General features: G+C 64.0%; 19 protein-coding genes. 4 read left to right on the forward strand and 15 right to left on the reverse strand.

All coding sequences use genetic code 11. The annotated features are described in order from the left end of the window. Positions 1–2 precede the first annotated feature (2 nt). The gene (locus tag V6M87_RS07865; RefSeq protein WP_332876044.1) at positions 3–821 is read left to right on the forward strand and encodes a tetratricopeptide repeat protein; all 819 of its coding nucleotides are present in this window, start codon (positions 3–5) and stop codon (positions 819–821) included. Here the strand turns inward: V6M87_RS07865 and V6M87_RS07870 are convergent. Genes V6M87_RS07870 through V6M87_RS07885 form a run of 4 tightly spaced genes read right to left on the reverse strand, consistent with a single transcriptional unit; the run spans position 818 to position 5,942 of the window. Then, positions 818–1,072, reverse strand: coding sequence for a formate dehydrogenase subunit delta (locus V6M87_RS07870; RefSeq protein WP_332876045.1), 255 nt, complete (start codon positions 1,070–1,072; stop codon positions 818–820). The two genes, V6M87_RS07865 and V6M87_RS07870, sit on opposite strands and share 4 nt — an antisense overlap. Further along, complete coding sequence (fdhF, locus tag V6M87_RS07875) at positions 1,069–3,915, reverse strand: formate dehydrogenase subunit alpha (RefSeq protein ID WP_332876046.1); 2,847 nt, start codon at positions 3,913–3,915, stop codon at positions 1,069–1,071. The genes V6M87_RS07870 and fdhF overlap by 4 nt, the downstream gene beginning before the upstream one ends. Positions 3,916–3,924: 9 nt before the next feature. Further along, positions 3,925–5,478: a formate dehydrogenase beta subunit gene (locus V6M87_RS07880; protein ID WP_332876047.1), complete on the reverse strand. Its 1,554-nt coding sequence runs from the start codon at positions 5,476–5,478 to the stop codon at positions 3,925–3,927. Beyond that, positions 5,475–5,942 (reverse strand): formate dehydrogenase subunit gamma, encoded by a 468-nt coding sequence (locus tag V6M87_RS07885; RefSeq protein ID WP_332876048.1) that lies wholly within the window; start codon positions 5,940–5,942, stop codon positions 5,475–5,477. Before V6M87_RS07885 ends, V6M87_RS07880 begins: the two co-directional genes overlap by 4 nt. Before the next feature lie 115 nt (positions 5,943–6,057). Between V6M87_RS07885 and V6M87_RS07890 the strand changes: the two genes are divergently transcribed. Continuing rightward, positions 6,058–7,116, forward strand: a complete 1,059-nt coding sequence (locus V6M87_RS07890; RefSeq protein ID WP_332876049.1) for a substrate-binding domain-containing protein — start codon at positions 6,058–6,060, stop codon at positions 7,114–7,116. Between the two features lie 172 nt (positions 7,117–7,288). Next, on the forward strand, positions 7,289–9,241 hold the full coding sequence (locus tag V6M87_RS07895) for a sigma-54-dependent Fis family transcriptional regulator (RefSeq protein WP_332876050.1): 1,953 nt from the start codon (positions 7,289–7,291) through the stop codon (positions 9,239–9,241). Here the strand turns inward: V6M87_RS07895 and V6M87_RS07900 are convergent. From V6M87_RS07900 to V6M87_RS07950, 11 genes are all read right to left on the reverse strand, one after another. Further along, complete coding sequence (locus V6M87_RS07900) at positions 9,182–10,183, reverse strand: ATP-grasp domain-containing protein (protein WP_332876051.1); 1,002 nt, start codon at positions 10,181–10,183, stop codon at positions 9,182–9,184. The two genes, V6M87_RS07895 and V6M87_RS07900, sit on opposite strands and share 60 nt — an antisense overlap. Before the next feature lie 18 nt (positions 10,184–10,201). Next, positions 10,202–10,843 carry a hypothetical protein gene (locus V6M87_RS07905; RefSeq protein ID WP_332876052.1) on the reverse strand — a complete coding sequence of 214 codons (642 nt, stop codon included), beginning with the start codon at positions 10,841–10,843 and terminating at the stop codon, positions 10,202–10,204. Positions 10,844–10,853: 10 nt separating this feature from the next. Next, a complete protein-coding gene (locus V6M87_RS07910) occupies positions 10,854–11,711 on the reverse strand; it encodes a quinoprotein dehydrogenase-associated putative ABC transporter substrate-binding protein (protein WP_332876053.1) in 858 nt (285 codons plus the stop codon). After that, positions 11,708–12,106, reverse strand: a complete 399-nt coding sequence (locus V6M87_RS07915; RefSeq protein WP_332876054.1) for a c-type cytochrome — start codon at positions 12,104–12,106, stop codon at positions 11,708–11,710. The genes V6M87_RS07910 and V6M87_RS07915 overlap by 4 nt, the downstream gene beginning before the upstream one ends. 16 nt (positions 12,107–12,122) lie before the next feature. After that, positions 12,123–12,461 carry a hypothetical protein gene (locus V6M87_RS07920; protein WP_332876056.1) on the reverse strand — a complete coding sequence of 113 codons (339 nt, stop codon included), beginning with the start codon at positions 12,459–12,461 and terminating at the stop codon, positions 12,123–12,125. A 69-nt stretch (positions 12,462–12,530) separates the two neighbouring features. Then, positions 12,531–14,327 carry a methanol/ethanol family PQQ-dependent dehydrogenase gene (locus V6M87_RS07925; RefSeq protein ID WP_332876058.1) on the reverse strand — a complete coding sequence of 599 codons (1,797 nt, stop codon included), beginning with the start codon at positions 14,325–14,327 and terminating at the stop codon, positions 12,531–12,533. Positions 14,328–14,382: 55 nt separating this feature from the next. Continuing rightward, entirely contained in the window at positions 14,383–14,964 is a 582-nt protein-coding gene (gene gfa, locus V6M87_RS07930; RefSeq protein WP_332876059.1) for an S-(hydroxymethyl)glutathione synthase, read from the reverse strand. A 3-nt stretch (positions 14,965–14,967) separates the two neighbouring features. Next, positions 14,968–15,828: an S-formylglutathione hydrolase gene (gene fghA / locus V6M87_RS07935; protein WP_332876060.1), complete on the reverse strand. Its 861-nt coding sequence runs from the start codon at positions 15,826–15,828 to the stop codon at positions 14,968–14,970. A gap of 4 nt (positions 15,829–15,832) precedes the next feature. After that, entirely contained in the window at positions 15,833–16,939 is a 1,107-nt protein-coding gene (locus tag V6M87_RS07940) for an S-(hydroxymethyl)glutathione dehydrogenase/class III alcohol dehydrogenase (protein ID WP_332876061.1), read from the reverse strand. A 560-nt stretch (positions 16,940–17,499) separates the two neighbouring features. Further along, positions 17,500–20,184 (reverse strand): methyltransferase regulatory domain-containing protein, encoded by a 2,685-nt coding sequence (locus V6M87_RS07945; RefSeq protein ID WP_332876062.1) that lies wholly within the window; start codon positions 20,182–20,184, stop codon positions 17,500–17,502. Positions 20,185–20,417: 233 nt separating this feature from the next. Continuing rightward, positions 20,418–21,110 carry an IS6 family transposase gene (locus V6M87_RS07950; protein WP_332876063.1) on the reverse strand — a complete coding sequence of 231 codons (693 nt, stop codon included), beginning with the start codon at positions 21,108–21,110 and terminating at the stop codon, positions 20,418–20,420. A 598-nt stretch (positions 21,111–21,708) separates the two neighbouring features. Here V6M87_RS07950 and V6M87_RS07955 point away from each other — a divergent pair. Next, positions 21,709–23,370: a ShlB/FhaC/HecB family hemolysin secretion/activation protein gene (locus tag V6M87_RS07955; RefSeq protein WP_332876064.1), complete on the forward strand. Its 1,662-nt coding sequence runs from the start codon at positions 21,709–21,711 to the stop codon at positions 23,368–23,370. Positions 23,371–23,393 lie beyond the last annotated feature (23 nt).

Genomic DNA, 23,393 nt, shown 5'->3' on the forward strand with positions numbered 1-23,393 from the left:
CCATGACATGGCCCGGTCTCGGCGCCGATGACGCCTACCTGATGGGCCGCCAGCACCAGTTGGCGCGCAGCAATGCGGAGGCGATCCGCCTGTACCGGACGGCTCTGCTGACCGATCCGCAGCACCTCAACGCGCGCAACGGCCTGGCGACGGCCCTGGCCGAGCAGGGCGACCTCAAGGCCGCCATCGCCCTCTGGGAAGGTTTGACGGCGCAATTCGACCGTGCAGCCTGGTTATTCAGCAATCTTGGCTACGCCTATTACCTGGACGGCCAGTATGGCGCCGCGCAACAGGTGCAGCAGCGCGCCTGCCTGCTCGACCCGGCCAACGCGCAGGCCTGGCAGCGTCTGTCGGCGACGCTGGAAAAAATCGGCGACCTGGCGCGCGCGCTGCGCATGCAACGCCAGGGGCTGGCCCTGCTCAAACACGACGTGCGGGCCGATGCAGCTCTGGCAGACACGCCCGACGACGACTGGGCGAAAGTCACGCTGGTCACCGGCGCCGACGGTTTGCTGACCTTGCAGCGCAGCGATGTGGCGCCTGTCAGCGTGCCGGCATCGGCAACGCTCGATATCGCGAACGGTAACGGCGTGCCAGGCGCGGCCCGCGCCACCGCGCGGCGGGTGCGCGATCCGGCCCTGCGCGTGGTGCGGCTGAGTAACGAGGTCGGCTTTGGCGTACGGCGCACGCGCATCGAGTATCGACCAGCCTTGCTTGGGACCGCGCAGCGCCTGGCACAACAAGTGGCGCCGGACGCGGTACTGGTCGAAGCGCCACCAGGTTTGACGACCAGCTTGCGCCTGGTCCTCGGTCGCAATTAACCGGCGTCGCTGCCCGGCGGTGGTGGCGTGGCCCGCTCGCCGCGGTGCGCCGCAATCGCCTCCAGGACCAATGGCGATAGACCCGCGCCATGTTCCGCATCGATGTGGGCAAACAGCTGCTGGCGCATGCGCGGCGCCCAGAACCGTTTCAGATGACTGGCGATTTCCGTCGATGCCTCGGCGCGATCCGGGTACGACGCAAAGAAGGTGCCGATCTGGTTGGCCATGGTGACCAGGTGTTCGATGTTCATAGCGCAGCCGCCGTGTCTGCCAACTTCAATTGTTCTTCGTTGAACGTCGCGTATTCCAGCTGCCAGGCGGACTGCTGCTGCACCGGCATCACCTGCACCGCCGTCACCTTGTATTCAGGGCAGTTGGTGGCCCAGTCGGAATTCTCGGTGGTGATGACATTCGCGCCCGATTCGGGGAAGTGGAAGGTGGTGTAGACCACGCCGGGCTGCATGCGTTCGGTGACCTGGGCGCGCAACACCGTCTCGCCGGCGCGGCTGTGAATGCCGACCCATGCGCCATCCTCGATGCCGCGCTCCTCGGCATCGTGCGGATGGATCTCCAGGCGGTCTTCGGCATGCCAGCGCACGTTCTCGGTCCTTCTGGTTTGCGCCCCCACGTTGTACTGGGACAGGATGCGACCGGTCGTCAAAATCAGCGGATATTTTTTCGTCACTTTTTCATCGGTGGCGACATATTGCGTGATGATGAAGCGCCCCTTGCCGCGCACGAAGGCGTCCATATGCATGGTCGGCGTGCCGTCCGGCGCCAGGTCGTTGACAGGCCACTGCAGGCTGCCCATCTGGTCGAGCCGCGCGTAACTCACGCCCGCAAAGGTCGGTGTCAGGCGCGCGATTTCATCCATGATCTCGGACGGATGCGTGTACGTCATCGGGTAGCCAAGGCGGTTCGACAGCGCCACCGTCACTTCCCAGTCGGCGTAACCAGCCTGCGGCGGCATCACCTTGCGCACGCGCGAGATGCGCCGCTCCGCATTCGTGAACGTGCCGTCCTTTTCCAGGAACGAGGAACCGGGCAGCAGCACGTGCGCATACTTGGCGGTCTCGTTTAAAAAAATGTCCTGCACCACGATGCATTCCATCGCCGCCAGCGCGGCCGTGACGTGCTGCGTGTTCGGGTCGGACTGGACGATGTCCTCGCCCTGGCAGTACAGGCCCATGAAGCTGCCGTCGAGTGCCGCTTCGAACATGTTCGGGATGCGCAGGCCGGGTTCGGCCTGCAGTTCGACGCCCCACGCCGCTTCGAACTGCATGCGCACGGTGCTGTCTGACACATGGCGGTAGCCGGGCAGTTCGTGCGGGAAGGAGCCGATGTCGCACGAGCCCTGCACATTGTTCTGGCCGCGCAGCGGATTGACGCCGACGCCGTCGCGCCCGATGTTCCCGGTCGCCATCGCGAGGTTGGCGATGCCCATCACGGCGGTCGAGCCTTGCGCGTGTTCCGTCACGCCCAGGCCATAATAAATGGCGCCGTTGCCGGCCGCGGCAAACAGGCGCGCCGCTTCGCGTACCTGCTGCGCCGGCACGCCGGTGATCGCTGCCATCTGCTCGGGAGAATTTTCGGGCTGGAGCACAAAAGCGCGCCACTGGTCGAACGCGCGCGCGTCGCAGCGCGCGGCGATGAATGCTTCGTCCAACAAACCTTCGCTGACAATCACGTGGGCCAGCGAACTGACCATGGCCACATTCGTCCCCGGGCGCAGTTGCAGGTGATACTGCGCTTCGATGTGGGGCGATTTCACCAGGTCGATACGGCGCGGATCGATGACGATCAATTTCGCGCCCTGGCGTAGGCGCTTCTTCATGCGCGAAGCGAACACCGGGTGGCCATCGGTGGGATTGGCGCCGATGACCATGATGACGTCGGCCTGTTCCACCGATTTGAAGGTTTGCGTGCCGGCCGATTCGCCCAGCGTCTGTTTTAAGCCGTAGCCGGTGGGCGAGTGGCACACGCGCGCGCAGGTGTCGACGTTGTTGTTGCCGAAGGCCGCGCGCACCAGCTTTTGTACGAGATAACCTTCTTCGTTGGTGCAGCGCGACGAGACGATGCCGCCGATCGCATCGACGCCATGTTTGGCCTGGATGCGCCTGAATTCGGACGCCGCGTAATCGAGCGCTTCATCCCACGACACCTCACGCCACGGATCGGTGATTTTAGCGCGGATCATCGGCTTCGTGATGCGGTCCTTGTGCGTCGCATAGCCCCAGGCGAAGCGGCCCTTGACGCAGGCATGGCCTTCGTTGGCCTTGCCGGTTTTGGTGGGCACCATGCGCACCACTTGGTTGCCTTTCATTTCGGCGTCGAGCGAGCAGCCCACGCCGCAGTAGGCGCAGGTGGTGGTGATCTTGTGTTCGGCCTGGCCCAGCCAGATGATGGATTTTTCGGTCAGTGTCGCGGTGGGGCAGGCCTCCACGCAGGCGCCGCACGAGACGCATTCGGACGCCATGAACGTTTCGTCCTGGCCGGCCGAGACGCGCGCATCGAACCCGCGGCCGGAGATGGTCAAGGCGAAGGTGCCCTGGGTTTCTTCGCAGGCGCGCACGCAGCGGTTGCAGACGATGCATTTGGACGAGTCGAACGTGAAGTAGGGATTCGATTCATCTTTTTTGAGCGCCAGGTGATTCGCGCCGTCGTACCCATAACGTACTTCGCGCAGGCCGGTTACGCCGGCCATGTCCTGCAGTTCGCAGTTGCCGTTGGCCGGGCAGGTGAGGCAGTCGAGCGGGTGGTCGGAGATGTACAGCTCCATCACGCCCTTCCTCAACTGCTGCAGTTTGTTCGACTGTGTGCGCACCACCATCCCTGCTTCGACCGGCGTCGTGCACGATGCCGGATAGCCGCGCCGCCCTTCGATTTCGACCAGGCACAGTCGGCATGAGCCGAACGGCTCGAGGCTGTCGGTGGCGCACAGTTTCGGGATGTTAATGGCGCCGAGTGCCGCCGCGCGCATGACCGACGTGCCGGCGGGGACGGTCACCGCGCTGCCGTCGATGGTCAAGGTAATCAATTCGGTGGCCAGGCTGATGGGCGTGCCGAGGTCGCGGCTGAGGATCGTTTCGATCATGATGTTCTCCTAAGCGGCGTGCTGTTGCTGGACATCGCCGAAGTCTTGCGGGAAGTGGTTCAGGGCCGACAGCACGGGATACGGTGTCATGCCGCCCATCGCGCACAGGGAGCCATGCAGCATGGTGTCGCACAGGTCGCGCAGCAGGATCACCTGTTGGACGCCGCCGCCAGCGCGGATCTTGTCGCGAATGTTGTCAATAAGTTCCACGCCGCGCGTGGAACCGATGCGGCAAGGCGTGCATTTGCCGCACGACTCGATGGCGCAAAATGCCATGGCGTAGCGCGCCAGTTTGGCCATGTCGGCGCTGTCGTCATGCACCACGATGCCACCGTGGCCCAGCACGGCCCACAGTGCGGCAAACGCTTCGTAATCGAGTGGCGTGTCCCACTCCGACGCTGGCAGATAGGCGCCCAGCGGGCCGCCCACCTGCACCGCCTTGATCGGTCGGCCCGATGCACTGCCGCCGCCGAAGTCGTACAGGATCTCGCGCAGCGTCACGCCGAACGCCAGCTCGATCAGGCCGCCCTGTTTGATGTTCCCGGCCAGCTGCACGGCCAGGGTGCCGCGCGAACGGCCCATGCCGAAGTCCTGGTAAAAGGACGCGCCCTTGTCTAGGATGAGCGGTACGGCCGCCAGCGACAGCACATTGTTGATGACGGTCGGTTGGCCGAACAGGCCGGACAGGGCGGGCAGTGGCGGCTTGGCGCGCACGATGCCGCGCTTGCCTTCCAGGCTTTCCAGCAGCGCCGTCTCTTCGCCGCAGATGTAGGCGCCGGCGCCTTTTCGCACTTCGAGGTGAAACGCACGGCCGGCGCCGAGAATGTCGGCCCCCAGGTAGCCATGCAGCTCTGCCTGCGCGATGGCGGCGTTCAGCATCGAGATCGCGTGCGGGTACTCGCTGCGCACGTAGATATAGCCGCGCGTGGCATTCACGGCCAGGCCGGCAATCGTCATCCCTTCGATCAGCATGAACGGATCGGCTTCCATCACGATGCGGTCGGCAAAGGTGCCGGAGTCACCCTCGTCGGCATTGCAGACGATGTATTTTTGTGCGCCGGGCGCGCGCAGCACCGTGTTCCACTTGATCCCGGTGGGGAAGGCTGCGCCGCCGCGCCCGCGCAGGCCGGACGCCGTCACGGTGGCGACGATGTCGGCCGGGGCCATGGCCAGCGCATTGCGCAAGCCGCGGTAGCCGTCGTGGGCTTCGTAGTCGGGCAGCGACAGCGGGTCGGTGATGCCGGCGCGGGCAAAGGTCAGACGGTTTTGGCGCGCCAGGTAAGGAATGGCATCGACCAGTCCCAGCGCCAGTGGATGGTCGCCCTGAAAACCGGCGTCGAACAGCGCGGCGACGTCGCCTGCTTCGACCCGACCAAAGCCGACGCGGCCCAGCGCGGTCTGCACTTCCACCAGCGGTTCGAGCCACAGCATGCCGCGGGTGCCGTTGCGCACGATGGTGACGTCGACGCCGCGCCGGGCCGCTTCCAGGGCGATGGCATCGGCGACATCGTCGGCGCCCAGCGCCAGCGCGGTCGAATCGCGCGGTACATAGACGTGCATCATGCCGGCTCCTCCAGGCGCGCAACGATTCTGTCAAAGCGCGCGGGCGTGACGCGCGCGTGCACGACGTCGCCCACCATCATCGCCGGCGCCGTCGCGCATTGGCCCAGGCAGTACACCGGCTCCAGTGCGAAACTGCCATGCCGACCATGCAGGCTGCAACCGAGCGCCTGCTCGGCGTGGGCCAGCAGCGCGTCGGCGCCCATGCTCTGGCAGGCTTCGGCCCGGCACAGCTGCACCACATGGCGCGCCGGCGCCGTGCTGCGGAAGTGGTGGTAGAAGGTGAGCACGCCATGCACTTCGGCGCGCGACAGGTTGAACGACGCCGCGATCGCCGCCACCGTTTCGGTCGGGATGAAGCCGAGCGTGTCCTGGATAGCATGCAGGGTGGGCAGCAGCTGGTCGGGGCCGGCCGTGCGCGCAGCGAGGATGGCGTCGACCCTGGCTTCGGGTGAGATGGGATGCATCGTGTCTCCTGTTGACTGTCTTGAATATGTTCCTTAAAACATATATAAATCACGACAGATTGTTTTTATTTACAGTAGCACCCAATAAAAACGGATTCAATATGAACAGTTTTGCATGAAGGTTGAAATCCAGCCGAACTGGGCGTTGCGCGGCGACGACGGCGTGGCCACCGCCTTGCCGGCGCTGCTGGCGCTGCTGGCGGCGGTCGACCAACTGGGCAGCATTACCCGGGCGGCGGCGGCATGCGGCTATTCCTACCGCCACGCGTGGGGCTTGCTGCGCGCGTTCAGCACCCAGTTCGGCGCCGAGCTGGTGGTCAAGGTGCGCGGCAGCGGCACGGTGCTGTCGCCGTTGGCCGAAAAGCTGCTGTGGGCCGACAAACGCATCGCAGCGCGCCTGACGCCGCTGCTCGACAGCCTGGCCTCCGAACTGCAGCAGGAACTGGCCAGCGTGCTGCCCAACCCGGCGCCGCAGGCGCTGCGCATCCACGCCTCACACGGCTTCGCGATTGCCGCGCTGGTGGCGCAACTGGCGCAGCAGGGCATCGCGGTCGACGTCAAATATCGCGGCAGTACCGAAGCGGTGGCAGCGCTGGCGCGCGGCGAATGCGACCTGGCCGGCTTCCACATCCCGGTGGGCGAACTGAGCGCGGCGGCGGCCAGCAGCTACACGCACTGGCTGCGGCCGAAGCAGCACGCGCTGCTGCACCTGGCCTGTCGCACCCAGGGCATCTTTGTCGCGAAGGGCAACCCGCTCAGCATCGCCGGCCTGGCCGGCCTGGCCCAGCCGGGGCTGCGCTTCGTGAACCGCCAGCACGGTTCCGGCACGCGCGTGCTGCTCGACCTGCTGCTGGCCGGCGCCGGCGTCGACAAGGCCGCCATTGCCGGCTATGACAGCGCCGAATTCACGCATGCAGCGGTGGCCGCGTTCGTCGCCAGCGGCATGGCCGACGCCGGCTTCGGCGTCGAAACGGCGGCGCGCCGCTTCCAGCTCGATTTTCTGCCCGTCATCCGCGAACAGTATTTTCTGGCCTGCCGCCTTGACGCCCTGGGCACGCCCATGCTGCGCGCTGCGCAAGAGGTCATGACCAGTGCCGCGTTCAAGCAAACGATTGCCGCCTTGCCCGGTTACGACGGCGCGCTGTGCGGCACGCAAGTGCCCATGATTTTTTGAAGCAAGAACTGCGAAACGTCAAACTTTTGTAATTTAAGGTGATCTGCGCAGAACAAAAGAGTATTCTCGGTCAATGAGCATGTCATTTACATCAATGCGATAACAGTCCATAAAAATGGCGCCGCCGCGCGGGAAACCAGCGCGGCGACAGCCACCGGACCGAGGAGACAGCATGAGCAATTTTGCCGCGGAGCACGGCAACCGAGTGCGTTCTATCGTCCAGCGTCGTAGCGGGCGTGAATCGTCGACAGTGGCTGCCGGCGGCAGTTGCATCACCAAGTCATGGGTCCGCTGCCTGAACGATTACCGGCTCGACCCCGACAGCCACCACGATCCCGAAGTCGTCAGCCACATCGAACTGCAGGCGCGCCAGGACGGCCTGGCCGACCTGCGCACGGTGGCCGAAGCCGAAATGGCGAACCTGTACCAGCAACTGGCCGGTTCCGGCTACGCCATCATGCTGACCGACCGCGACGGCGTGCTGCTGAACTTTTTCGGCGACCCCGGTTTCACCCACGCCGCTTCCAGAACCGGCCTGATGCAAGGCGCCATCTGGAGCGAACGGGTGCAGGGGACCAACGGCATGGGCACCTGCCTGGTCGAACGGCGCCCGATTTCCGTGCACCAGGAAGAGCATTATTTATCGCGTAATATCGGCCTGTCCTGTTCGGCTGCGCCCATCTTCAACCATGGCGGCGAACTGGTGGCGGTGCTGGACGCATCCGGCGAATCGCGCCTGGCCCAGCAGCACACGCTGGCGCTGGTCAGCGCCTCGGTGCAAATGATCGAAAACCGCGTTTTTTTGCACCAGTTCCGCGACAACTACATCCTGCGTTTCCACAACCGGCCGGAATTTGTCGGCACCCTCAGTGAAGGCGCGATCGCCCTGAGCGGCAGCGGCCAGGTGCTGGCGGCGACGCGGCGCGCCTTGCTGCTGCTGGGCTTCCCCGGCCCGGCCGATGTGGTGGGACGCGATATCACCGAGCTGTTCAATATTTCGTTTGCCGGCCTGGTCGATTGCAGCGTCAAAAAGGCATTTCATCCCGTGCCGATTTTCGAGAACCGCAACGGCGCGCGTTTTTTTGCGGTCAGCTATGCCCCCGTGCCGGTCCAGCGCGCCACGCGCCAGCCAGCAGCTCCGGCGGCTGAGAATGCCCTCGACCGCCTGCACTTTGGCGACCCGCAACTGCTGCACAACGTGCAAATCGCCCAGCGTGTCGTCGAGCGCAATGTGCCGGTCATGCTGCTGGGCGAAACCGGTACCGGCAAGGAAGTGTTTGCGCAGGCGCTGCACCGCTCCGGCAGTCGCGCCAGTCAACCTTTTGTGGCCATCAATTGCGCATCGATTCCGGAAGCGCTGATCGAAAGCGAACTGTTCGGCTACGTGCCGGGCGCCTTCACGGGGGCGCGCAAGGAGGGCCACGCCGGCAAGATCCTGCATGCGAACGGCGGCACCCTGTTCCTCGATGAAATCGGCGACATGCCGGTGGCGCTGCAAACGCGTTTGCTGCGCGTGATCGAGGAACGCGAAGTGGTGCCGCTCGGCGGCGAGGTGCCGGTGAAACTCGACATTCGCCTGATCAGCGCCACCCACTGCGACTTGCAGGCGCGCATCGCCGCGAAAGAATTCCGCGAAGACCTGTTTTATCGCTTGCACGGGGTCAGCATCACGATGCCGCCACTGCGTGCCCGCACCGACCGGCGCGAACTGATCCTGCACCTGGCCGTGCAAGAAAGCGAAAGCGACGCGGCCGTCGTGCTGGACGAGCCCTTGCTGGCGGCACTGGAACACCATCCTTGGCCAGGCAATTTGCGCCAGCTGCGTCACATGCTGCGCAGCATGATTGCGCTGCGCGAAACCGACTTGCTGACGCTCGACGACTTGCCGCCGGAGTTTGCCGCACTGGTGCCGGCCACAGCGGCTGCGGCGGCGCCGGACGCCGATCCTGCCACCGAGCTCAATCCGCTCGAGTGCGCCGAACGCCAGGCGCTGGTGCTGGAACTGACGCGCCACGGCTGGAATATGTCGACGCTGGCCCGGCAACTCAAAATCAGCCGCAACACGTTATATCGCAAGGTGCAGCGCCTGAATATCACCAATCCGGCCAAGGCTGTCCTGCACTGAGGCGAACGCCGCTACGTCGACACTGACGGCCAGCGGTTTGGCCCATGTACGCGGCGCTGGTGTTCGACCCTCTGGCGGCGCCAGCAGGTCGAACACCAGCGCCGCCGGGTTGCACCCGATCGACGCATGCAGACCGGCATACGACGCCGTCACGCGGGCCGTGACGGCCAGCACCACCACGCCATGCTCGGCCAGCACGAAATCAACGCCCACATGACCCCACAGGCCCGGCATGGCCGCGGCCACTGCCTGTGCCAGGCGCGCGAAGTCGCCGGCGCTGTCGGGCCAGCTGTTGACCGTGGTGCCAAGCAAGTGGAACTGGTTATCGCGCACGGCCACGCGCTGCTCGTTGCAGCCGAGCAGCTGCGCGGCGCCATCGCGGCACAGCAGCGACAGGCTGCCCAGCTTGCCCGGAATAAACGGTTGCAGCACGTAGCAGCCGCCTGCGCGCGCACCGACCCAGGCCAGCGCGGCGTCGGCGCCCGGAAAAATGCGGGTGTCGTCGAGATCGGCGCCGTCGTCCGGCTTGACCACCCAGGCCCCGCGCACGGCCGGGCGCGGCTGGGCGGGCGCGAAGGTTGGCACCACGGCGATGCCGGCGCGCGCCAGCATGCGCGAGGTGCGCAGGCGGCTGGCCGCCACCCGCAGCGCCGGCGGCTTGCTGCCCAGCAGGATGCGTTCATGGCGCAACACCTGGCGCGACAGGCGCTCGAGCATACCGCCCGCTGCCGGCGCCAGTGGCCAGACCGCATCGGCCGCCTGCACGCTGGCGTCGAAGCGGCGCTGGAACGACCCCGGTGCGTCCGGTGCGACCAGGGCAATGCCGGGCACCTTGCCCAAATCGTCGAGCAGGGCGTGCAGCATCATCTGGCCCTGGTGGCGCAGCGCCGGCGCCAGCCTAGCGGGCGCGTAGTCGCACACAAACACTTTCAACGCTGCCACGTGGCACCCCCGTCTGCGTCAATGGTCGGCACCCACCAGCGTCAGCGTTTCATCGACCAGCGCCGGGCTGCCTGCCGCGGCGCGCACCTGGTACACGCCGCCCGGCACCTGCGGGCTGACGATGAAGGTATAGCGCTTGCCAACGTACTGTTCGAAGCGTGCGCGCATCGGATCGTTGGCATACGGTTCGATGACGATTTCGCGGCCATCGACCTCCTTGCCGTCGTACGTAAAATGGTGCGCACGCACTTGGGCCGACCCGGCCAGCGCCAGCCGGATGCGCTTGCGAAAATAGGCGCTTGCGCCACCGGTCAGGCGCTGCATCCCGGCGATGTCGTGTTCCAGGAAGCCGAGCAGAACCGGGTTGCCTTCCGGCTCGTCCACGGCCGGCGCCGTATATTCGCGCGGGCCGGTGAGAAATTGCAGGGTCGCCGCCGGCCTGGTGTTGGACAGCACCAGCAGCACCCGGTCGTCGAAACCCGGTTCGACGCTACCGGCCTTGTGGAAGCTGTAGCGCAGCGTGGCGGGCGCACGTACGTTGCCCAGGTGCCTGGTCTGGAATAGCAGCGTTTCGGCGACCGAGATGTCCTGGGCGGCGGCTTGCGTGGCCAGCATCAGGAATGCAGCGGCGGCGCCGGCACGCCAGCGTGAATGGGTCATCGCATCCTCGCTAACGTGCGGCCGAGCGTGGCGGCGGGTTCAACAACGGCACGCCGTACTGCGCCAGGATCGCATTGATCTGGGGCCGGTTGCGTGCGATGGACTCGTCGATTTTTTGCTTGTAGGCCGCTTCGCCGAAGCGCGTGGCCATGGCGATATCGAATTCGAACTGGACCCCCGGCTGGGGCGCCAGCGGAATGGCGACGATCGCCGCGTTCGGCGCATGGCTGGCAAAATAGCCGGCGATCGGCCCCCAGATGAAGGCGATGTCGATGGCGCCCTTGGCCAGGTCTTTCTCAACCATTTCACCGGGATACTCGGCCGGGTCGCCCGACTGCGGCTGGTACGGCACCATGCGTTCGATTAGCTCGTGTTCGAGCAGCCAGTCGGTCACTGGCGAGCCGGCGAAGACGCCCAGGCGCAGGGTGGCGCGCCGCTCGGCGGGCAATTTGAGCAAGTCCTCCAGCGTTTGCACGCCGTCCAGCCCCTTACCCTTGACGTAGGCCATGGCGTAGGTGGAGCGGTAGTACGGTTGCGTGGTGGCGCCCATGTCGAAGCCGGACGGGACACCCGTGACCAGGTCGCATTTGTACTGCTCCGAACCGGGTTCCCTGGCGCGCAGCGTGTTGCGGATAAAGCCCATCCGTTGCGGATACCAGGTGTACGCGATTTGCCAGCCCAGGTCGGCAGCGAGCAAGGCGGCGATCTTGTTTTCGAAACCCTGCAGCTCGCGGTTCGAAAACGGCATGTTGTTGGGATCCTGGCAGACGCGCAGCACCTGTGGCGCTGCCGGTGTCGACTGCGCGGATGCGCCTGGCGCCAGCGCGACCAGCGCGCAGGCAGCAGCCAGGATCTTGCGCGCGCTCACTTCCCGATCTCCTCGAGCCGGCCCGGTTTGATGGCACCGTCGGAGCGGCCCAGCAGGTAGGCGTACAGGTTGTCGATGTTGTCGACCACCATCTTGCTGCCATCGAAATTCGGCATGCCCTTGACGATGCGGCCGTGTAGCACGGTGTTCTTGAATTCGTCCGGCGTCAGCGTTTTGAGGCTGGTCACCAGAGAGGGGCCCACCATGCCTTCCTGTGCCGCGCCGTGGCAGCGTTCGCACGCCATGGCGCGCCAGGTTTTCCAGCCGGCCAGGGTCTGTCCATCGACCTTGGTGCCGTCAACGACTTTATAGGGCGGCGGCGCGGCATGTGTGACGGCGCCGGCGCCAGCAAGCAGGACGGCAGCTACGCCGATAACAATAGTCGGGATTTTCATGTTCTTCCTCATCGGATTACGGGACATAGCAGGCTTTGCGCGCCTTGTCCTGCAGCGCCTTGTATTTGGTGGCCATGGCCTTGCCGGCGCCGGGGTCGCGGAACTCGGCGCCGCGCGGTCCGCTCAGGCCCTGGTGGCGCAGGGCGGTGGAACTTTCGACGAATTCGTCGTAGTTCATTTCCTGGGCGATCTGGTCGATCGTGCAGGAACATTTATAGAGATATTCCTGCTTGCTCTGGTGCGCGACCATGCATTCGAGGACGTATTCGACGCGGTCGGCAGTTGGAAAATCGTGGGCATGCGCCGCCATGGGCATGCTGGCGGCGAGCAGGAGCGCCAGGCCGTGCAGTTTCATTGTTGTCTCCAATAATTATGTGTGTTCACACGGCTGGAATCGAGTCCAGCCGTGCGCTGGTGCAGGTGCTTATTTCGGTGGCAGTGCAAACACGGTCAGGGTGCCGCCCAGGTTGGTGTACTTGGCCAGATCCTTGTAGCCACCGACCGCGCCGAGGCCTTCGTTCGGCTTGTCGAGACCGGCTGCGAGACCAATACCGGCCCAGCCGCCAATGCCCGACAGCACGCCGATGTACTGCTTGCCCTTGTATTCCCAGGTGTTGACGTTGCCGATGATGCCGGACGGGGTTTTGAACTTCCACAGCTCCTTGCCCTTGTTGTCCACCGCCTTGATATAGCCTTCCAGGGTGCCGTAGAACACCACGTCGCCAGCCGTCGACAGGGCGCCGCTCCAGACCGAAAATTTCTCCGGTTTCGACCACACCACCTTGCCGGTGCCGGCATCCCAGGCGATGAAGTTGCCCATGCCGCCATGGCTTTCTGGCGCAGGGTACATCGACAGGGTCGAGCCCACGTAAGGCTGGCCGGCCGTGTATTCGATGGCGAACGGTTCGTAATCCATGCAGACGTGGTTGGTCGGCACATAGAACAGGCCGGTTTTCGGCGAGTAGCTGGCCGGTTGCTGGTCCTTGGTGCCCAGTGCGGACGGGCAGATGCCCTTGCTATTGACGTCCGGGCCGTTTTGGTCGGTGCTGTACTTGGCATTGACGATCGGGCGACCGCTCTTCATGTCAACGTGGCTGGCCCAGTTCACCACCGGATCGTATTTCTGGGCGACCAGCAAATCGCCGGTGACGCGGTCGAGCGTGTAGCCGAAACCGTTGCGGTCGAAGTGCACCAGGGCCTTGCGGGTTTGCCCCTTGACCTTGATATCGGCCAGGATCATCTCGTTGACGCCGTCGTAATCCCACTCGTCGTGCGGCGTCATCTGGTACACCCACTTTGCTTCGCCGGTGTCGAGATTGCGCGCAAAAATCGTCATCGACCATTTATTGTCGCCCGGACGCTGGCGCGGATTCCACGTACTCGGGTTGCCAGTGCCGTAGTACATCAGGTTCGTCTGTGGGTCATAGCTGTACCAGCCCCAGGTGGTGCCGCCGCCGATTTTCCATTGGTCGCCCTTCCAGGTTTTCAGCGACGAATCCTTGCCCACCGGCGCCATCTTGCCGTCGGTCCAGGTCATGGTGGTGGCCGGGTTCATCAGCATTTCTTCATCGGGCCCGGTGCTGAACGCTTTCCACACCTGCTTGCCGGTGTTCATGTCATACGCGGTGATGCGGCCGCGCACGCCGAATTCGCCCCCGCTGATGCCGGTGACAACTTTGTCTTTGAACACGTGCGGCGTGTTGGTGGCGGTTTCGCCTTTTTTCGGGTCGCCGGTGACGACTTTCCAGAGCTCCTTGCCGGTCTTGGCGTCCAGCGCCACCAGGGTGGTGTCGGCCTGTTGCAGGAACACCTTGCCGTCGGAATAGGCGACGCCGCGGCTGACCGTGTCGCAGCACATGACGGCAATCACCGAGGGGTCCTGCTTCGGTTCGTATTTCCAGCGGATGCTCTGGTCTTCCAGGTTCAGCGCATAGACCTGATTGGGGAAGGGACTGTGTACGAACATGGTGTCGCCCACCACCAGCGGACCGCCTTCGTGGCCGCGCAGCACGCCGGTGGAGAAGGTCCAGGCCACTTGCAGCGTCTTGGCGTTGTCCTTGTTGATTTCCTTCAGTTCGCTATAGCGCTGGTTGGCCATGCCGCCGGCCTGCATTGCCCAGTTCTTGGGGTTCTTGGTGAGTTGCTCGACGTCGGATGCGAAGGCGAGCGTGGGCAGCGCCAGCAAGACGGCGCAGCGCTGCCAGTATTTACCTGATGACATGATGAAATCTCCTTTGGTTTTTTTATTGGACTACGTGTTCTGCATGCCAGAACGCTTATGACGCCAGCACCCCGGCACGTTTTGCGGCATTCGTGGCCAGCGCATCCATCAGCGGTGGCGACAGGCAGTCGTAGGGCGCCAGGCCCAGTTCAGTCAGGCGGGCGCGCACGGCGCCCATGTTGTCCGGCGCCGCGCCCGATTCGATGATCGACGAGACGAAGGCGGCAAAGGTCGGCGCCACCCAGCCGGTCTCATGCGAGCGCTCGGTGTGCACGAAGTCGAGGCCGTAGAACGCGTGCTCGGTTTTCTCGATGCGGCCGTACATGTGCACGCCGCATTCCTTGCATGCGTGGCGCAGGATGGTGGCGCTCGGGTTGACCACCTTCAGCTTGTCTTCATTGGCGGTGACCTTGACGTGGTCGCGTGAAATGACGGCCACTTGCGAAAACAGGGCGCCGTCCGGCTTCCAGCACTGGGTGCAGCCGCAGACGTGGTTGTGTGCCGTCTGCCCGCCCAGCGCGACGGTCACCGTGTTGGTGGTGCAGGCGCATGCGAGGGTGCCGCCGGCGAAATCGGCGACTTCGTTATGTTGCACGCCGTTGTCGACGGCCGGGTGAATGTGGACTGCGTTTTCCATGGTTTATCCCTGTGATTGAGGTGCTTGGACGGACAGCTGTGCTGCGTGAAACCGAAGGTGGTCTTCGATAAAAGTGGAAATGAAGTAATAGCCGTGGTCGTACCCGGGCTGGCGGCGCAACTGCAGCGGCTGCCCGGCCGTGGCGCAGGCTTGTTCGAACGCCTCCGGATACAGTTGGTCGGCCAGGAATTTGTCGCCCATGCCCTGGTCGATCAGGATGCCGCCAGGGAAGGGCGTTTTGCGCGACGCCATCAGCACGCTGGCGTCGTACTGCGCGCCGGCCGCCACGCTGCCGAGATAGCCGGTGAAGGCTTTCGTGCCCCACGGGCAGCGGGTCGGCGCGCAGATCGGCGCGAAGGCCGAGACGCAGCGGAACACCTCGGGGTGCTTCAGCGCCAGTGTCAAGGCGCCATGGCCGCCCATTGAGTGGCCGAAAATGCCGACCCGGTCAGCGTCCACCGGCAGGCTGGCGCCGACCAGTCGCACCAGTTCGAGCACGTAGCTATACATCTTGTAGTGGCGGCTCCACGGCGCCGTGGTGGCGTCGACATAAAAGCCGGCGCCGACGCCGAAATCCCAATCCGCGGTCTCTCCTTCTATGGCGGCGCCACGCGGGCTGGTGTCGGGCGCAACCAGGATCATGCCTAGCTCGGCCGCCACACGCTGCGCCCCGGCCTTGGTCATGAACGTTTCTTCGTTGCAGGTCAGTCCGGCCAGGTAGAACAGCGCGGGCCGCTTGCCGGTGTGCGCCGGGAGGAACACCGAGAAGCGCATCGGCAAGCCGATCGTTTCCGACGCATGCGAATAGAAGCGCTGCACGCCGCCGAAGCAGGCGTGTTCGCTGAGCAGTTGTAACGAATCCATGGGCTCAATACAGCACAACGGAGCGGATCGACTCGCCGCTCTTCATCAAATCGAAACCCTCGTTGATGCGTTCGAGCGGCAGCGTGTGGGTAATCAGATCGTCGATATTGATTTTGCCGTCCATGTACCAGTCGACGATCTTCGGCACATCGGTACGCCCGCGCGCGCCGCCGAACGCCGAACCCTTCCATTCACGCCCGGTGACGAGTTGAAACGGCCGCGTGCTGATTTCCTGGCCGGCTGCCGCCACCCCGATGATGAACGACTGGCCCCAGCCTTTATGGCAGCACTCGAGCGCCTGGCGCATGGTGGTGATGTTGCCGATGCATTCGAAGGAATAGTCGGCGCCGCCATCGGTCAGTTGCACAATTTCGTCGACCACGTTGCCGACTTCTTTCGGATTGACGAAATGGGTCATGCCGAATTTACGTGCAATCTCGATGCGCGCCGGGTTGATGTCGACCCCGATGATCTTGTCGGCGCCCACCATTTTGGCGCCCTGGATCACGTTCAGGCCGATGCCGCCCAGGCCGAACACGACCACATTCGCGCCGGCCTCGACTTTCGCTGAAAACACCACGGCGCCGACCCCGGTGGTGACGCCGCAGCCGATGTAGCAGGCCTTGTCGAACGGGGCATCCTCACGGATTTTGGCCAGCGCAATTTCCGGCACCACGATGTAGTTCGAGAAGGTCGACGTGCCCATGTAGTGGAACAGCGGCTTGCCGTCCAGCGAGAAGCGCGAGGTGCCGTCCGGCATCAGGCCGCGGCCCTGCGTGGAACGGATCTGCTGGCACAGGTTGGTCTTGCGCGACAGGCAGAACTTGCATTGCCGGCATTCCGGCGTGTACAGCGGAATGACGTGGTCGTCCGGTTTCAGGGTGGTCACGCCGGGCCCGACTTCCAGCACGATGCCCGCGCCTTCATGGCCGAGGATGGCCGGAAAGATGCCTTCCGGGTCAGCGCCAGACAGCGTGTAGTAATCGGTGTGGCAGATGCCGGTCGCCTTGATTTCGACCAGCACTTCGCCGGCCCTGGGGCCGTCCAGGTCGACTTCTTCGATCGTCAGGGGCGATCCGGCTTTCCAGGCGACAGCTGCTTTTGTTTTCATGGGTGTGTTCCGAAGTAGGGGGAATCAAGCGGTTCGGCGCGCACGCCGGCTTCTCCTCTTCAGAGCAAAACGCATGCCACTGTCACCTGGCAGCGCCAGGGCAGGTGCGCGGGGCGCCGGATGGTTGAAATTTGATACACAGGAATGACGCAATGTGCAGTTTTCGGAGCAGCTGTGCAGGCGTCTTGAAGTCACTGGAAGTATCAGTAAAAACGAATATGAACAGTTTTTCTGTTGCGCAAAAGCGTCGTGGATCACTCCCGATACAGGATGCCATGCGGTGTATGCAAGTTGGAAACGGCGTTGTGGATATTCAGGCGCGCGGCCTGTAAAAAGCAAAAAGCCCAACCGGGAAGGCTGGGTGTTGACGCCGATGCCAAATTGACCAAGGCGGCCGAGAAGCGCTGCCCCACGTTGATGCTGGAAAACCTAGGCTCCATGCGGCTTACGGCCAACGGACATGGGTCAGTCAAAGTCGGCGCGGTGGGTCAATTCAGCGTCGGCGTCAACAGTCGGGCGCTCAAGCGCTCAAGCGCTCAAGCGCTCAAGCGCTCAAGCGCTCATGCGATCACGCCCAGCGCCCGGTACATGGCCAGGTAATCGCTTTCGAAACGCCCGGCCTGCTGCCTGATTTCGGCAATGTTGTCGGCCGGCGCGTCGAGCGGCACGCCGTCCTTGACCATGCGCTGGTCCCGCAAGGACAGCGTCTGCCAGACGTAGTCGGTCAGGGCGTCGACGCCATGCAAGCCTTCCACGTGCGCCAGCAGGAACAGCTGGACGATGCGCGGCGCCCACACGCCCGCGCCCACTACCGGCGAGGCGATGAAGGCGATCTCGTCGTTGTCGCGTGCGCGCTGGAACAATGCCCGGTTGAGCCGGTGGCTGGTCGCAGTAGTGGCGTCGATGGCGGCCGGCTCCTGCGCCACCATCATGCTGCCCTTGCCCAGCAAGACCAGCACGGCCTCGAACACCTGCTGCAGATCGAGGCCATGGCTTGCCAGCGCAGCGGCCAGTTCGCCGACGGTGCGCGGCTGGAAGTCGGCCATCAGCGCGAGCATCGGCTGGTAGATGGCGTCGCTCAACTGGGCCTCGATGGCGCGGCCGGTAATTTTTAGATCGACATCCTTGCGCAGCGCCACCATCACCACGCGTGGCCGGCGCATCGCCTCTGCTTTTTGCAGCAGCGTGAGCGGTCGCGCGCCCTTGACCCAGTAGTCGGCACGGAAATTCTGATTGACCATGATGTCGCGCACGCTTTGCGCGAGCACCGGATCGGGCAGTTCGGCCAGCAGTGCCTGCTGGGGGCGGCTCAGGTTGAGGTCGGCGATGTGCTCGAGATAGTGGGCCGGGCAGGCGTAGGTCAGCTTGGCCTGGCCGAGGGTGTTGGCCATGTCGGCAAAGCTGGTCGGCAAGCCGTTGCCGCTGAAATACTCGTGTACTAGGTACAGGCGGTTTTCGCCGCGCAGCGCCTTGAGCCGTTCGGCAAGGCGTGGATAGGCGCCAAAATAGGCCGGCTCGGTGGCCAGCAGGCGGTCGGTGAAGTCGAGCGTGCTATCGACGCGCTGGGTGCGGCCCATGCCGGGCGAGGTCATCGCGTCGGCGTATTGTGTGAGCAGGCCCCGGATCGGCACCATCGGCGCCCAGCCCGGCTGGCAGTTGTAGCTGATATAGAGCACGCCGCCGACCTTGAGCTTGCGCCGGATGAAGTCCACGATCACGCTCTGGTTCTCGGGCGACACCCAGCACCAGATGCCGTGCAGGCAGATGTAGTCGAAATCGGGCAGGTCGGCGCGGCCGCAAAACTCGGCGAACGACTGGTCCACCAGTTGCGCGCCGTTGCCCGAGCTGTGTGCCAGCTCGCGCGCGAACGCGGCCTGGGCCGGGTTGAAATCGGTGCCGTGCCAGCGCGTGATGCTGGCGGCGGCGTGGATGTTGGTCCCCAGCCCCTGGCCGTAGCCCAGCTCGCAGGCGGTGCCGGTGGCGGGTGCTTCCAGCCCGGCGCTGGCAAACGCCAGCGCAATGCGCTGCGGGCTGAGCTCCTGGTAGTAGCCGTAGGTGTAGTTCAGGTCGGCGACGTAACCGCCGGTCCAGTCGTTCATGAGGTGCTCCCTTCCGCGATGCCCAGCGCCTGGAACATCGGTAAATAGTTGTGTTCGAAAATGGTGGCCTTGCGATGCAGCTCGGCATGGTACTCGCCGGCCGCGGCCAGCGGCTTGCCGTCCCTGTGCAGGGGGACGTTCTGCGCCGCCAGCAGCGGCCCGGCGAAGTCGCTCCAGGCGGCCGCGCCGCGCAGACCGCGCGCCGGCGCCAGCAGGAATAGTTGCCGAATGCGGGGCATGACCAGGCCTCCGCCAACCAGTGCCGAGGCCAGGTGGCCGATGTAGTCGCTGCCGCGCGCGGTCGTACAGCGCCAGGTTCAGGCGCCGGCTGGCCGCGCCGGCTGCGGCGGCCGCTTCCGGCGCCTGGGCCGGCGCCAGCACGCCCATGTCGCACAGGATGAATACCGCCTCGAACAGCTGGCGCACACCGCCGCGCATCGGCACCAGCGGCTCGAGCGCGGCCACGGTGCGCGGCATCACCAGTACCACGCGCTGGCTGCGCATGGCCGCTGCATGTTGCGCCGGCGTCATTCGGTAGTCATTTTTTACCCAATAGTCGCGGCGGAAATGCTGGTTGAGCATCAGGTCGCGCACACCCTGGCCGGCAAAGTCCACCGGTTGCCAGTCGGCGTTGAAGTATTCGTGGTCCAGGTAGCGGTGGTCGTGGGCGCGCAGACCGGCCAGGCGTTCGGCCGGCTGCGGGTAGGCTTCCAGGTAGGCGGGGCGGGTGGCCAGCAACCTGTCGGCAAATGCGAGCGCGGCGTCGATGCGGCGCTCGAGGCCGGCCCCGGGCGCAGTCATGCGCTCGATATAGCCGCTCAGCAGTTCGCGGTTGGCCGACGAGACCCAGCTCCACACGCCATGCAGCGCGATGAAGTCGAAATCGGGCAGGTCGGTGCGCGCACAATACTCGGCGAACGACTGGTCGACCAATTGCGCGCCGCTGCCCGACGCGTGCGCCAGTTGCGCGGCAAAACCGGCCTGGGTGAGATTGAGGTCGGTGCCATGCCAGGCGACGTTGCTGGCGGCGGCGTGGATGTTGGTGGACAGGCCCTGGCCGAAGCCCAGTTCGCGATAGTAGCCGTGGGTGTAGGCCATACCTGCCACGTAGCCATCGGTCCACTGCGTCATTGCAAGCTTTGTCAAAGAGGTATCTGCTAATTCTAGCAGTGAAGCCGTGTTGAGTGGCCGAAAAAAAGGCCGCCCAGTAGGCGGCCTCTTCTGCTATTTTTAGCTCAGTTTGCCATCACGCTGGCAGCTTGGCCAGTTGCTCGCGCATCTTGTCCAGCGTTGCCGTGAAGTTGGCCACGCGTGCCTTTTCCGGTTCTGTCGCATTGTTGATCAAACGGCGGAATTTTTCCGATATGGCACATTGCACCTCAAACAGGACGGACCTTGCCGGCCAGCGCATAAAATTGGTCGGCGAACGACATTGCATCGGTTCCGTTGATGGCGAACTGGCCCTTGCGGATCATGTGCATGAGCTCGACGCCGGCGAGCACGGAGCTGGCTGCGCGGAATGACTTGAAGTTGAGCATCGGCCTGGTCAACCGCTTGATGGCGCGATGGTCCTGTGCGACGATGTTGTTGAGGTACTTGACTTGGCGCACCACGATCGGCACGTCGCGGCCGGCGTTGATCGCATCAATGGCCGCCTTGTTGGCACCGCTCTCGTCCATTGAGACCTTGTTCGGATCGCCGTTCGCTCCCATGGCCTTATCGAAGAAGCGCTGCGCCGCGGCCATGTCGCGCTTCGCCGTCAGCATGAAGTCGACGGTTTTGCCCTGTTTGTCGACTGCGCGGTAGAGATATTTCCAGATGCCCTTGACCTTGATGTAAGTCTCATTCATTCGCCAGCTGCCACCGACCGGGCGCTTGTGTTTGCGGGCCATCTTCTCGATGTGCGGCAGGAAACGAATCGTCCACCGATTGATCGACGAATGGTCGACCGACACGCCGCGCTCTTCCATCATCTCTTCCAGGTGACGGTAGCTCAGCGGGTAAGCTACATACCTGCCGATGCAAACCAAGATCACGTCGATCGGAAAGCGCATCCCTTTGAAGTTGAGCATGTCGATTCGTCCAGGGTTCGGGCGCCGTAGTTTACCTGATCAGCCATCTACGGTTTGCTAAGTGCCTATCCCAGTAGTGCGGAGTCGCTGCTGCCGCGCCTGACAAGCGTGGACTGGCCGTCATATATGACTTGCCTCGTCGTAGCATGGCTAGCCATGCGTCCTCCTCTCGCCTTGCCCACGCTCGCCTTGCCCACGCTCGCCATGCATCGCGGACGCGCATGTCGCCATCCGCTTCCTCCTACCTACTGGGATAGGCACTAATGCGACAGAACCCTTTCCATCCGTTCCGCTAGTTTTGCAAGAGCCTCATCCGGCATCATGGCCTGCGGCGGCCACAAACAAATTTTGCAAAATAGATATTAGATTTATTAAAAATAAAATTCATCAAAATTAATTTGTGCTTTGGTTTGAGTTTCTCGCCAGCCCTTAATTTTTTACTAAAATTAATATATAAACAATGAGATATTCAAAAAAAGTGAAGTTGTTTTACCATAGACAGGTTGCAAAAGAATAAAATCCCTAGGGCAATAATGTTACTATAAAAGACTACTAGCGAAATTTTAGTTTTAATTTTGATACGTTCATGGCGACCGAAATGATTGTTTTGCGCTCCAAACTGTTTCCCCTGGCCGTGCTGCTGCTGGCCCCGAACGCTTACGCCCAGCAACCGACGGCAGCCAGCCAGCTTCAGCAAATCCCGCTCGCCCCGCAACTACCCAAGGCGGCGTCGGCGATTCGCGTCCAGCAAGGTACTGCGCCTGCCGCCGTCGTCGACGACAACACCCGCATCACGGTCCGGCGCCTGCAGATCACCGCCCCACCAGTCTTTACCGAGACCGAACTGCTCGCTGCCAGCGGTTTTACTACCGGCAGCGAGTTGACCCTGGCCGACTTGCGCGCCCTGGCCGCCAAGGTGGCCAGCTATTACCAGGACCGCGGCTATTTTCTGGCCCAGGCCTTCCTGCCGGCGCAGGATATCGAGGACGGCGTCGTGGCAATCCAGGTACTGCCCGGCCAGTACGGCAAGATCCAGGTGCGCAATACCAGCCAGCTCTCCGACAGCCTGGCCAGCAATATCCTCGAAGGCCTTGAGGGCCAGGTGATCGCCACCGCGCCGCTTGAACGGCGCCTGTTGCTGCTGTCGGACCTGCCGGGCGTGCAAGTGGGCTCCACGCTGGCGCCGGGCGCCTCGCTGGGCGCCTCCGACCTGATCGTCGAGGTCCAGCCTGGCGCGCGCTTTAACGGCAGCATCGACGCCGACAACCAGGGCAACCGCTACACCGGCCGCAACCGCATCGGCGCCACCCTCAACATCACCGAACTGGCCGGCATCGGCGACGTCGCCACCGTCCGCGCCTTCACGTCGGCAGACGGTCTCAATTACGGCCGCGCCGCCTACCAGGGCCAGGCCGGCCTGCTGCGCCTGGGCACGGCCTACACCCGCATGGACTACAAGCTGGGCAAGGAATTTGCCGTGCTCGACGCCAAGGGCACGGCCAAAATCGCCAGCCTGTACGGCAGCTATCCGCTGATCCGCTCGCGCGCCACCAACCTGTACGCCCAAGTGAACTACGACGACAAGCAGTTCCAGGACAAGACCGCGTCGACCGCGACCGTCAACGATAAAAGCGCCAAGATATGGCTCTTCAACCTCAACGGCGACAGCAAGGACAGCGTCGGTGGTAGCGGCGTGAACAATTATTCGCTCACCTACAGCACCGGCAAGGTCGACATCGAAACCCCGGTGGCGCTGCTGATCGACCAGTTGACGGTCAAGGCCAACGGTCGCTTCCACAAGCTGGGGCTGACGGCATCGCGGCTGCAAAACCTCGATGCGGCCACCAGCGTCTACGCCATCGTCAGCGCCCAGGCCTCATCGAAAAATCTCGACGCCTCGGAAAAAATGGGCCTGGGCGGCGTAGGCGGCGTGCGCGCCTATCCGGGCGGCGAAGCGTATGGCGACCAGGGCTATTTGCTGAACCTGGAACTGCGGCGCGAACTGCCACTCTCCGCCCTGCCCGGCCAGTGGCAACTGGTGGGCTTTGCTGATACCGGCACCGTCAAGCTCAACCGCAATCAATGGAGCCCGGGCGACAACCGCCGCACCCTCAGCGGCGCCGGCGCCGGCCTCACCTGGACCGGCGCCAACGCGCTGCTGGTGAAGGTATGGTATGCCCACAAGCTCGGCAACGCGGCAGCGACCTCGGCGCCCGACAAGGCCGGCCGTTTCTGGCTACAGGCCATCAAGTACTTTTAAGCCAAGTACCTGGAACACCCAAC

Origin of the sequence: Massilia sp. S19_KUP03_FR1 (assembly GCF_036688685.1) — a bacterium.
GTDB lineage: Bacteria > Pseudomonadota > Gammaproteobacteria > Burkholderiales > Burkholderiaceae_D > JALYUM01.